Annotated in this window: 6 protein-coding genes; 2 read left to right on the top strand and 4 right to left on the bottom strand. The window is 49.9% G+C overall.

What is annotated here, in order from left to right; all coding sequences use genetic code 11:
- Window positions 1–523: 523 nt before the first annotated feature.
- The 4 genes from yehK to metG form a co-directional block, all read right to left on the bottom strand.
- Entirely contained in the window at window positions 524–844 is a 321-nt protein-coding gene (gene yehK / locus E0D98_RS16395; protein WP_000636930.1) for a protein YehK, read from the bottom strand.
- Window positions 845–904: 60 nt separating this feature from the next.
- On the bottom strand, window positions 905–4,537 hold the full coding sequence (gene yehI / locus E0D98_RS16400; protein ID WP_000356781.1) for a DUF4132 domain-containing protein YehI: 3,633 nt from the start codon (window positions 4,535–4,537) through the stop codon (window positions 905–907).
- A 9-nt stretch (window positions 4,538–4,546) separates the two neighbouring features.
- Window positions 4,547–8,341 carry a WGR and DUF4132 domain-containing protein gene (locus tag E0D98_RS16405; protein ID WP_001215633.1) on the bottom strand — a complete coding sequence of 1,265 codons (3,795 nt, stop codon included), beginning with the start codon at window positions 8,339–8,341 and terminating at the stop codon, window positions 4,547–4,549.
- A 140-nt stretch (window positions 8,342–8,481) separates the two neighbouring features.
- Window positions 8,482–10,515 carry a methionine--tRNA ligase gene (metG, locus tag E0D98_RS16410; RefSeq protein ID WP_001378222.1) on the bottom strand — a complete coding sequence of 678 codons (2,034 nt, stop codon included), beginning with the start codon at window positions 10,513–10,515 and terminating at the stop codon, window positions 8,482–8,484.
- Window positions 10,516–10,646: 131 nt separating this feature from the next.
- Between metG and apbC the strand changes: the two genes are divergently transcribed.
- Together apbC and E0D98_RS16420 are read left to right on the top strand one after the other, a co-directional pair.
- Window positions 10,647–11,756 (top strand): iron-sulfur cluster carrier protein ApbC, encoded by a 1,110-nt coding sequence (gene apbC, locus E0D98_RS16415; protein WP_001005455.1) that lies wholly within the window; start codon window positions 10,647–10,649, stop codon window positions 11,754–11,756.
- Between the two features lie 262 nt (window positions 11,757–12,018).
- Window positions 12,019–12,300 (top strand): YehE family protein, encoded by a 282-nt coding sequence (locus E0D98_RS16420; RefSeq protein WP_001324851.1) that lies wholly within the window; start codon window positions 12,019–12,021, stop codon window positions 12,298–12,300.
- The last annotated feature ends 54 nt before the right edge of the window (window positions 12,301–12,354 follow it).

Consider the following 12,354-nt stretch of genomic DNA (forward strand, 5'->3'; position numbering starts at 1 on the left):
GGATGTGAATATTTATGGTGGGCTATTGGCAAAAAATATCTGGAAAGTAGATCGCAGAAAATAAAAAAACCTGCTGGTGAGGCAGGTTCTTTTATTTACTACTTTGATGTTAAGTTACTGATAGTGCAACATGGCATCTCAACGAACGAATTATAACCACCTCTGGACAGTGTTGCAATTAAGATAATGAGATTTATAATCCTGACTGTTGGGAAGTTGCGCCGGATCGAACCCATTTCAAGTCCTGGCTACCGGACGGGTGGTGCCGCAGGTAGTGCTCTGATCCGGAGTGCAACATGGCGACTCAACAAACGTAAACCAGTATCGACAGGCAGTGTAAGGGTCAGGTGCTGGTGTTGCGCTCCTTAATAAGGAGAGCGGATGGACACGCTGACACAAAAGTTAACCGTGCTCATTGCCGTACTGGAGCTATTAGTGTCTCTGTTACGGTTGATTGATTTGTTGAAGTAATGGGCAAATTGAAACGCAACTAAAGGGGAAAACCGCTTCCCCCTTTAATAAACTAATATTCTATTAGTTGGTTGAATATATTCTGTAGTTCACGATTAAAAATTGCTATTACAGTTTCAGGTGATTTACCTCGTAATTTCCGCTCATCAATACACTCATCTCTTATATAAATCAACGCATCATTTATTAGCGGGTCAGCATCTTCTCGATCACGTTGATGAAATGTTGGACGTAGCCGGAATCGCTCCAGTCGATAGACGGAACCTGTAAATAATTCAGAGCATTTATGGATCTCAAGTCTGAAGGAAAACGGATCTTCAGGTACAGGGACCTCATAATCGTAAATAGCAACCAGCTCTTTTTGCACGATCATCGCTTTCCCCGCTGGTAAGTCGTGTTGATAACGGGCAGTTGCATCACTGCCCGCTGTGTTTTAATGGAAAATGACGTCAGGTGCGCTTAACGCCTCACTCAAATCAAACACATCAAGTTCGGCAAAAGTGACGGATTTATTGTCACTGTACACTCGAAGAGAACGGAAGCTCATTAGCGCTTTGCTATCAACATTGTAGTGGTTAAAACCGGGTGAAAACTTAAGGACCAGCCGGTACTCACCCAGGTCATAGACAAATGCGTCCTCATAGCCTGACTCCCAGCCTTTGTATCGCATTCCCATAAGTTGCCCAACGGTAGCAGATTTACCTTCCCAGCGATTCAAACTATTACTGGCTGACTCGTCAGGCGTGAGCAGCACCGTGCGCCGTGTCAACTGGCGAAGTGGCGGTATAATTTCGTAATCGGCAAAAAGCTGGGCAAATTCACTGCGCATTTCTGCTGTCATTTCTAACGGGTGGGCAATGCCAATCAGAGCATCCGCAGGCAGGTCAATTGGCTCATCCTGCGCATTGCAGAACTCCCCCTCTGCGGCCACACGAAAGGCGTTGAGTAAACGACGCGGTTCATTTGCCGGATACACGCCCCATATTAATCGCTGGGTAACCAGGCGGGTAAAGGGATGATTAACAAACAGAGTATGAAAATCTGCCAGCGACCAGCGTCGGGTGGTACGTAGGGCAGCTTCAAGACGCGGGAGCAGGTTTTTGCTCACCTGAGTAGCATCTTTTTTTAGCCCTTTTAGTCGGGCCAGTGCCTCGGGCGCTTTCAGTTGATCGTCATCGGCGCGCAACCGGGGAACGCTTTTCTGGCGAACGTTTTGCTGATCAAAGATAACCGGGTTGAGGTTTTCATCGAAGCGAACGGTAAACTGCCGGGGACCAAAATCAAAACTCAACGCCTGCGGATCATCAAGGCCCAGGGTTGGGACTAATCTGTCCGCTAGCTCTTCCTGGCTTAGCCCGCGATTTTCTGCGACCACCTGAAGAAATTCCGCCGCGTTATCACGTAAGGGGCGGGATTTAGCCCGTTGCGATATATGATGCAGCTGTATCAGCGCCATATCATTATTCATCAGGGTAAGGATGTTCAGGCCGCTGACAGCACGGGCAGATTTGCCTTCTTGTGGCCAGGCGAGGATCTGTGTCGTCAGATCCCGTGCCGTGCTTTCGTCACCAAAGAGACTTAACGCCAGAAATGCCCAGTTGTCTTTTGCGGGGGCACCAGCTTGTTGCCACGCAGTGAAGAGATCCCAGGCAAAAGCTGCCAGCGTTTGTGGCTGGCAGAACGTTTTCAGTTGTTCCAGCCCGCTATAAAAACGTCCCCCCTGGGTAAAGCGCAGCATTTCGCCGATAATTTCCAGAGCGTCACCGGTAACAGGCTGATTATTAGTGATAAGTCGAGGCCTGGACCACATTGCCGGATGCCAGAAATCAGGGGCTTTTGGAATGCGTGCCGGGTAAATGTCCATTGGACCCTGTTTAAGCAACTGCTCCAGGGCAGACCATACATCTGTACGCTGCCAGCGGTTTGCCACGGTTTGTAGCAATTCGCCATGTCCCTGTTCGTACAGTAAACGCAGGGCAAGTAATGCGGCTTCGCTATTATCGCTGGGTTTGGTAAAGACAAGAGGGATAAGTGCACTAGCCGTATGTTCCGGCCATTGTAAAATCCACTGGCGAGCCAGATCACGCTGCGCCGCGAAACGTCGCCAGACGCGGGCAACAGGCAGCGCCAGTTCTGTTGCGCCAAAATTTAAAATTAACGGAAATGTTTCTTTTGGACGATGTGAAAAAGCCAACAGCAGACCTGGTAGCGCATCCAATCCGAGGATACTGAGAAAATAGTCCTCACCCGCGAACAGATGCTTTTTCTCAATGATACGCAGCCAGAAGGTCAAAGCCATCTCACGCGGCAACTGTGCCAATAAATACAGGTTCCAGACACTCTTTTCCGGACGATAACGTGAGAAGTTGTCATTTTCCCATATGTTAATTAACGCTTCTATGTGACCGCTGCGGAGCGCCTGTTCTGCTAATTGTGCTTGCGGGGAGTTCCAGCCATTCAGGATCTCTTCAACCCGCCCCTGGTAGTAATGCCACTGAACAATGAGTGAATTGCGTGCAGCATCCAGTTTTCCGGGGAGTATATAATTCAGAAACAGCCATACATCATCCCCAAAACCCAGTTCCTGTAATACAACTCGTCCACTTTTTTGTTCCATGCGTTCCGCAAGAGATTCCGTGCTGAAATAACGGGCAGACTCAGTGGCGGCAAGCCTCTCTTGTTCGCCTGGTTGCCAGTAAATTTGCGGAGTTAATTCGAGCGGTGCCAAATCAAGACGTGGAGCTGTCATTTTTTTCTTACTACGCCACGGTGGTGAAACGAGCATTTCAGGCAGACTGCTGTTATCGGTGCTATCAATAACCGGTTTTGGCGGTGCCGATAAATAACTATTCAGCACTGCCCTGGCTTGAGTACTTAACCACGGCATCACCCTTTCTGCTAGTTGTGGCTGCGATGCTATCAGCGTTTGTAACAGCGTACGCCAGTATTCATCGCGTGCTTTTTGCTGTGCAGGCAGCTTTTTGTCTTCGATGATTGGATAACCTGGGCGGGCTGGTGGTTCTTTTAACGCCAGCAGTTCTGCCAGTGCGGCGAGTGTCGCATGGGGGAAGTTTTTACTGTATTTAGCCACACGTTGCAGGCTGGGTTTGTTTTTATCAGCAACTAACAGCAAGGTGCGGATGACTTGCGGATGGTTAATTTGTACCAGCAGACTGCCGCAATCTTCTTTATGGGCATATATCGCGAGGCGCGGAACGGCTGCCAGTCCTTGTTCGCGCAAAAGGGCGGCGCAGGCCGCGTAGCCGAAGTGGTTTTCATGCGACATGTAGCTGGCTTCTCGATCGCTAAATATATCCTGGCTCCAGTAGCGTTCGAGTTTTCTCACCGCTGTGGGGTCATTAGCAACAACTTTTAACCACTCCTTAGAATGAAAATGAGTCCGCGGGCATTCAAGGCTTACCAACTCATTGGCGATTTCTGGTTTTTCGGGGAGGATCAGCGCAATAAAAGGGCGGCGAACTTTGGTTATTCCTGGCAGTGTGGCAATGAGTTTGTCGGCGCAACGCTGCCAGCAGCTTTCCTCTGCCAGAGAGAGATGCTTACGCAGTCGGAGATCGAATTCGTTATAGGTTTCTGAGCGATAACCATAGCCATAGTCCTCGTTCTGATACTGCAATGTGACTACCAGAGGATCACTCTCATAACATCGTGTAATAAACTGGCGTGCAATCACCACCTCAGTCGCATATTCCAGCCCCTCTTGTTGGACGATTTCGTCGAGCAACTGTTGGCTGTCATTTTGCGCGATACAGACTAGCGCCGCCATTGTCTGGGCCGGGATTGAGGGTTTGTGTTCGCCGATCAAGTTGATGGCCTGCGTAATGGCGGACTGCCACTCCAGTGAAAAATTCTCATAACGCCAGACAATGTTTTTTTTCTTCTCAGCTTTTTGTAGCAATTCATCACCCAGTGTCTGAATGATGCTTTCAGTGATAACAGGCACTGGTTCGCCCGGCCAATTGCGATGGCTGAGTGGTGTTTTGCCTTTTTTATATTTCAGTTCCAGTTGGGCGTTATCCGCCAGCCACGGTAATTCCTTGTCCATGCTCTTTCCTTATTCAAACAGGGCTTCAATATCGTTAATCAGCTCGCTGGCGGTGATGGCATCGAGTACGGAGAACTGCGCTTCCTGTGTTGAATTACTCCCCCAGCCATAGCTTTCTGCTTTGCCTTCCCATAGCCACAGCTTGCTTAAGAGTTGCTCGGCGCTAAGTTCGGCTGGCGACATACCAACTGCAAAGCCTTCATCGATTTCCATGATTAACGACCAGCGGCCCAGAGGTTTGATCATCCAGCCGATCCAGCCACCATCCTGCGGTTCACCACGCACCCAACCTTTATTCGCCAGTCCCATGACCCGACCGCTCGGGCATTTTCTGCCTGCCCAGCGGGTCAGTTCACTGGCATTGCGCTCGGCTTCTGTCAGGGCGTAGCTGTTACGGTCGAGCTGGCGGAACGGTGGTAGCAGTTCGTAGTCGGCAAAAAGCTGACCAAAGGCGGCAGCATCCGTTGGTGATATTTCCAGAACGTGAGGAGTGCCGATAGAGATATCGCCTTCCGGCAGGGTGAAAAGATCATCGTCAGCGGTGCTGTAGCTGTTATCTTCTGCTACGCGAAAGCAAGCCAGTAGCTGGTTTTCGGCGCTATAAACGCCCCAAATCAGACGGCGGGTTAAGTGACGAACCAGCGGATGCTCAACCAGGAAGAGCTGGAAGTTTTCCAGCGACCAGCGGCGGCGCAGGCACATGGCGGATTCCAGCCTTGCTACCTGCTGGGCGGCGATGGTACGCGCATCTTTTTTCAGCAATTTGTAGCGGTTAACCGCATCGTTCGCCCGCGTTTCATCATCGCTTTTGTTCGGTTTGGGCAGGTCTTTCAGGCGGCTGCCGGAAACATCACGCACAAACGGTTTTAAGGTTTCATCAAAGCTGACGGTGAACTGCCGTGGGCCAAAATCCAACAGCAGCGAACCGTTATCATCCAGACCGAGATCCGGTGCTAACCGATCTTCAAGCTCCGCCACCGTGAGTTCGCGGCTCTCGGCAATGTCGGCAATTTTTTCTTTTGCCCGCTCCTGTAATGCTTTGAATTTCAGTTTCTGGGCGATGCCGTTAAGCTGCATAAGGGCGATATCACTACCGATAGCAGCGAGAATATCCAACCCAACGGTGGCGCGTTTATGCTGGGATTCACCAGGCCAGGCGCGTATTAATGGCGTCAGTTTGCGGGCGGTGTCATCGTTACCGAGAACGCCTAACGCAGTGAACGCCCAACTCTCTTTCGACGGCGCGCCAGCGGTCTGCCAGGCGGTAAACAGATCCCAGGCAAATCCCGCCAGTGAGTCGGCGGAACAGACGTCTTTCACCTGCAATAATCCCGGATACAGAGCCTCTTCCTGAGGGAAGCGGAGCATTTCACCGAGGTGGAGGAGGGCGCTATCTGGCAGTGATTGGGCATTTGCTTTTAATACCGGGCGCGTCCAGAGCGATGGCTGATAAAAGGCCGGAAGAGTGGGGATTTTTGTCGGGTGATTATCTAAGGGATCGAGCGCAAGCAGAGCGTTCACCGCATCGGTTACTTCCGGCTGGTTATAACGTCGGGCGATTTCTTGCAGTAATGGCTGATGACCGTTTTCGGTAAGCATACGCAAGGCAGCGCGGGCGTTATCCTGTGCTTCACCGGCTTTGCCGAGCGCCGCAGGCAGCAGGCCGGTAAGGGCATGTTCCGGGTATTTCAACAGCCAGCTACGGGCGTTTTCGCGTAGCGTTTTCAGTTTGTTGAAGGCACGGGCGACGGCAGGAGCCAGCTCACTCGCTGCGAAGTAATTCGTGATGGGCAAGGCTTCTTGTGGATAGCGTGCAAGTGAGTTTACTAACCCAGGTAACCCTTTGAGTCCAAAATGTAACATGGCGTATTCGGTATCGGTATGTGGAGATAGGGTAAGGGCATTCCATGCTTTAACTGCTTTCTCCAGCGGCAATGTTGTCAAAATCCCCAACTGCCAATAATGCCCGGTAGGTGAATGAAACACCTTAAATTCACTTAGTAAGGTTGAATAATCTTCATTTAGCCATGCCTCAACTACCGCTTCGGGAGCTTTAATATATGTACCAGCGATCCGTCGTTGAAAACCCATCCTTGCCAACAGGTTGGTAGTACTTTCTTCATGGCTAACCGTGATGTGTTTTGAATACCAGATATATTTCGCCAAAAGTTGATTACTGATTTCTTCTGTCAGATAACAGATTGGCTCAATGCCTAATGGCGCTAAATCCAGCACCGGAATCGGCGATTTTTTCTTTTTCGAAAGCCAGGGAGGGGAGACTACTACGGCTGGCAGTAGATCGGCGCTGGCATGGTTTGAGGGCTGTGTCAGTTGTTGCTGGCATGATTTCAGTACGGCAACTGCGGGTGTCGAGAGCCAGGGAATGACCTGTTCTGCCAGTGCTGGTTGTGAGATAAGCATTGTCATTAGCATAATGCGCCAACTGTTCTCTTCTTTTTGCCCAAGAAGTTCCGTCAGTGCCGCCATTGCTGCATGTGGGAACGCAGCGCAGGCTTTCGTCATCCGATCGTGACAGCGTTTAGTATGCCCGGCTACACGTATAAGCAGTGTTAATGCGAACGGATGATTGATATGACGCAACACATCGGCGCAGTAGTCACTTGCGGCATAGGGAGCAAATCGGGGCAGGGCTGCAACACCTTGCTCCTGTAATACGGTGGCTGACCATATCGCACCACAATAGTAATCATCAAAAATGGCATATGGCTCGTGATATTTTTCTAATGAGGCAAGAATGTGCTCATCAGTCGCCACTATTTTTAACCACTCAAGCGAGGGTAATTTTTTTTGCCCCAGTAGACGCTGGGCAATTTCATGTGCAATTTCTGGTTTTTCGGGTAATAACAAAGCAATTAATGGTTGCCGCCATTCTGGAATATGTGGAATTGCGGCAATAAGTTTTTGTGCACATTTTTGCCAGAGAGACTCTTCCGCCAGTGATAAATGTTTACGTAGGCGTAATTCAAATCTGGAATATTGCTCCAAGTAGTCAGGTGCAATGCCAGACGGCAGAATAATAATGACATTATTCGCATAATCCCATTTAATATCAATCTGTTGAAGGTGTATTATTACATCAGTAGCATATTCCAGACCGCCTTCCTGGACGATCTGATCCATAACATCCTCACGCACTTTATATCTTGTGCATTTCATTTCAAGTGCCGTGAGTACAGCCATTACTGGTGATGGTAGCTGTGTTGTTTTCAGGCCGTCGATCTGACTGATCGCCTGGGCGACGGTGTTTTGCCATTCTAAAGAACAGGCGCTGAAGTCAAATGTGGCTGTTTTATTATCCCGTTGCGACACACTACAGGCTAAGCGACGTAATTGGGTCAATTTGTCTGCTTGCTGAACAGGAACTCCGGGAAAGCGGCGATGACTTAACGTGGTGTGTACAACTTCGGGCGGAAAAACGACAGCAATATCTTTCGCCAGCCACGGTAAAACAGCATCTGTATTTTTGTCAGGCGCACGGGTTTCTGCTACGAAAGAGGGTTGTTCCTGAATAATGGTGGATAAGTCCGCTACCTTGAGAGAGCCCGTTACCGTTTGGGAAGGTTGCAAAGAATTATCCTTCGCTTGCTCCACATACCCCTTCTTCACCTTCTCCGCAATCAGCTTAAGCTCCGCTTTTGCCACTGCCGCAGCATCTGAAAAACTTTTTATCTGGCTTTGCCCTTTGGTGCCAACTTTTCCCCAACTGATATGCAACTCGTTTCCCTGTTGCTCAACTGCCCAGAATTTATGTGATTTTTCGTCCTGATAGATAAAGTGTCTCATTCTGCATCCCTGTAATTTTATCCAGTTGAATGCAGATGCTACCAGTATTTATGCGGGCTAGAGAGAGACAAAATCGCAAGAAAACAACTTTAGGAATTTATAAAGAAAAGGCGCTGTCGATGCAGCGCCTTAAAGGGGGATTATTTCACCTGATGGCCTGGTTTAGCACCAGCATCCGGGCTTAACAGGAAGATATCTTTCCCGCCAGGACCAGCAGCCATTACCATGCCTTCGGAGATACCAAAGCGCATTTTACGCGGTGCCAGGTTGGCCACCATAATGGTGTGACGCCCGATCAGTGCCTGCGGATCCGGGTAGGCAGAACGAATACCGGAGAAGACATTGCGTTTTTCACCGCCGAGATCCAGTGTCAGGCGCAGCAGTTTGTCAGAACCTTCAACAAACTCTGCGTTTTCGATCAGCGCCACGCGCAGGTCAACTTTTGCGAAGTCGTCAAAGGTGATGGTTTCCTGAATCGGATCATCTGCCAGTGGGCCAGTAACTGGCGCGGCAGCTGCTTTCACTTCTTCTTTAGACGCTTCCACCAGTGCTTCAACCTGCTTCATATCGATGCGGTTATACAGCGCTTTGAACGGATTCACTTTGTGGCCCAGCAGCGGTTGCTGGATACCATCCCAGGTCAGTTCTGTATTGAGGAATGCTTCTGCGCGCTCGGTCAGTTTCGGCAGTACCGGCTTCAGGTAAGTCATCAGCACGCGGAACAGGTTTATGCCCATTGAGCAAATTGCCTGCAGGTCGGCATCGCGGCCTTCCTGTTTTGCCACCACCCACGGAGCCTGCTCGTCGACATAGCGGTTAGCCAGATCAGCCAGCGCCATGATTTCGCGCACTGCTTTACCAAATTCGCGGCTTTCCCACGCTTCACCAATCACTTCAGCGGCATCAGTGAAGGTTTTGTACAACTGCGGGTCAGCCAATTCGCTTGCCAGCACGCCGTCAAAACGCTTGTTGATAAAGCCCGCATTACGAGAGGCCAGGTTAACCACTTTGTTCACGATATCGGCATTCACACGCTGAACGAAATCCTCCAGGTTGAGATCGATATCATCAATGCGCGAAGAGAGTTTCGCAGTGTAGTAGTAACGCAGGCTGTCAGCGTCAAAATGATTCAGCCAGGTGCTGGCTTTAATAAAGGTGCCGCGAGACTTGGACATCTTTGCGCCGTTCACCGTCACATAGCCATGAACAAACAGGTTGGTCGGCTTGCGGAAGTGGCTGCCTTCCAGCATGGCAGGCCAGAACAGGCTGTGGAAGTAAACAATATCTTTACCGATGAAGTGGTACAGCTCGGCGGTGGAGTCTTTCTTCCAGTATTCATCGAAGCTTACGCTGTCGCCGCGCTTGTCGCACAGATTCTTGAAAGAACCCATGTAGCCAATCGGTGCGTCCAGCCAGACGTAGAAATATTTGCCCGGCGCGTTCGGAATTTCAAAACCAAAGTATGGCGCGTCGCGGGAGATATCCCACTGTTGCAGGCCGGATTCAAACCACTCCTGCATTTTATTTGCCACCTGCTCCTGCAACGCACCGCTGCGGGTCCATGCCTGCAACATTTCGCTGAAAGAGGGCAGATCAAAGAAGAAGTGTTCAGAATCACGCATTACCGGCGTAGCGCCAGAAACCACCGATTTCGGCTCGATCAATTCAGTCGGGCTGTAGGTCGCGCCGCAGACTTCGCAGTTATCGCCGTATTGATCCGGGGATTTACATTTCGGGCAGGTGCCTTTCACAAAACGGTCCGGCAGGAACATGCCTTTTTCCGGATCGTACAGCTGAGAGATGGTGCGGTTTTTAATAAAACCGTTCTCTTTCAGGCGAGAGTAGATAAGTTCTGACAACTGGCGGTTCTCTTCGCTGTGCGTCGAGTGATAGTTGTCATAGCTGATGTTAAAGCCTGCGAAATCAGTCTGATGCTCCTGACTCATTTCGCCAATCATCTGCTCCGGGGTGATACCAAGCTGCTGAGCTTTCAGCATGATCGGTGTACCGTGGGCATCGTCGGCGCAGATGAAGTTGACCTCGTGGCCGCGCATTCGCTGGTAACGGACCCAGACATCAGCCTGGATGTGCTCCAGCATATGGCCGAGGTGGATTGAGCCGTTAGCGTACGGCAGTGCGCACGTCACCAGAATTTTCTTCGCGACTTGAGTCATAGTAGGCATTACTTCTTAATAGTGAAAAGGGGTTAGATAGTACCAAATGGGAAAATGTTAAGTAAGTACTTCTCTATATTCTTCAGGTAAACTATCAGCTGATGGTTTATCTATACAAAAAAGGAGTCGGGATGAACGAACAATCCCAGGCCAAATCACCAGAAGCCTTGCGCGCAATGGTCGCCGGGACACTGGCCAATTTTCAGCACCCAACCCTGAAGCATAACCTCACCACGCTGAAAGCGTTGCACCATGTCGCCTGGATGGACGACACGTTGCATGTGGAACTGGTTATGCCATTCGTCTGGCATAGCGCGTTTGAAGAGTTAAAAGAGCAATGTAGCGCCGAACTGCTGCGTATCACCGGGGCGAAAGCTATCGACTGGAAACTGTCGCACAATATCGCCACCTTAAAACGCGTGAAGAATCAGCCGGGTATTAATGGTGTGAAGAACATCATTGCGGTCAGCTCCGGTAAAGGCGGCGTGGGTAAATCCTCCACGGCGGTAAACCTGGCGCTGGCACTGGCGGCGGAAGGGGCGAAAGTCGGCATTCTGGACGCCGATATCTACGGCCCATCAATTCCCACCATGCTGGGCGCAGAAAATCAGCGTCCAACGTCGCCGGACGGTACCCACATGGCACCGATTATGTCTCATGGCCTGGCAACCAATTCAATTGGTTATCTGGTCACTGAAGACAATGCGATGGTGTGGCGTGGACCGATGGCGAGCAAGGCGTTAATGCAGATGTTGCAGGAAACCTTGTGGCCGGATCTCGACTATCTGGTGCTTGATATGCCGCCAGGCACCGGTGACATTCAATTGACGCTGGCGCAAAACATTCCAGTAACTGGTGCAGTCGTGGTCACCACCCCGCAGGACATCGCGTTGATCGATGCGAAAAAAGGCATTGTGATGTTCGAGAAAGTCGAGGTTCCGGTGCTTGGTATTGTCGAGAACATGAGTGTGCATATTTGCAGTAACTGTGGTCACCATGAACCGATTTTCGGTACCGGTGGTGCTGAGAAACTGGCTGAAAAATACCACACACAGCTGCTGGGGCAGATGCCGTTACACATCTCCTTACGTGAGGATCTCGATAAAGGCACGCCAACGGTTATCAGCCGTCCGGAGAGCGAATTTACCGCTATCTACCGCCAGCTGGCTGACCGCGTTGCAGCTCAGCTCTACTGGCAGGGTGAAGTCATTCCAGGCGAGATTTCCTTCCGCGCGGTCTAACGCCTATTAACCATTCTGGTTATTCTTCATACACCGCAGAGATGTTACATTGATGCGGTGTATTAGTTTTTGCCGCATTAATGAACACTTATTTAATACTGCGAATATTCTGCGGACCTTCGTCCGAAACTCTACAAAGTCGATTGATCATACAGGCAATGCTTCATTATCATCCTTCGTGGCTGTGTAGTGGATGTACAGCTATAGTTTGTTATGCACTCATTCTATCCAGGCATAACCTTTACTACAGGGATAACGTTCAATGAATAAGTATTGGCTGTCAGGAATTATTTTTCTTGCCTATGGATTGGCTTCTCCCGCATTCTCTTCAGAGACTGCCACATTAGCGATTAATGGCAGGATCAGTCCCCCAACATGCAGTATGGCTATGGTTAATGGTCAACCTCAACAGCATTGTGGTCAGTTAACGTATAATGTTGACACCCGTCATCTGTTTTCTTCGCCCGTCAAAGGTGTAACGACAGAAGTGGTTGTTGCAGGTAGCGATAGCAAACGTCGAATCGTGTTAAATCGCTACGATTAATTTGGCAACCTGATTTTAATTGCATTTAGAAAGCCGAAATCATTTATATAAATG

This window comes from Escherichia sp. KCJ4928 (assembly GCF_004352695.1).
GTDB lineage: Bacteria > Pseudomonadota > Gammaproteobacteria > Enterobacterales > Enterobacteriaceae > ECMA0423.

Excerpts from the sequence above, each read along its gene's own strand:
- yehK (WP_000636930.1), bottom strand. The coding sequence starts at position 844 with ATGATCGTGCAAAAAGAGCTGGTTGCTATTTACGATTATGAGGTCCCT.
- apbC (WP_001005455.1), top strand. The coding sequence starts at position 10,647 with ATGAACGAACAATCCCAGGCCAAATCACCAGAAGCCTTGCGCGCAATG.
- E0D98_RS16405 (WP_001215633.1), bottom strand. The coding sequence starts at position 8,341 with ATGAGACACTTTATCTATCAGGACGAAAAATCACATAAATTCTGGGCA.
- E0D98_RS16420 (WP_001324851.1), top strand. The coding sequence starts at position 12,019 with ATGAATAAGTATTGGCTGTCAGGAATTATTTTTCTTGCCTATGGATTG.
- metG (WP_001378222.1), bottom strand. The coding sequence starts at position 10,515 with ATGACTCAAGTCGCGAAGAAAATTCTGGTGACGTGCGCACTGCCGTAC.
- yehI (WP_000356781.1), bottom strand. The coding sequence starts at position 4,537 with ATGGACAAGGAATTACCGTGGCTGGCGGATAACGCCCAACTGGAACTG.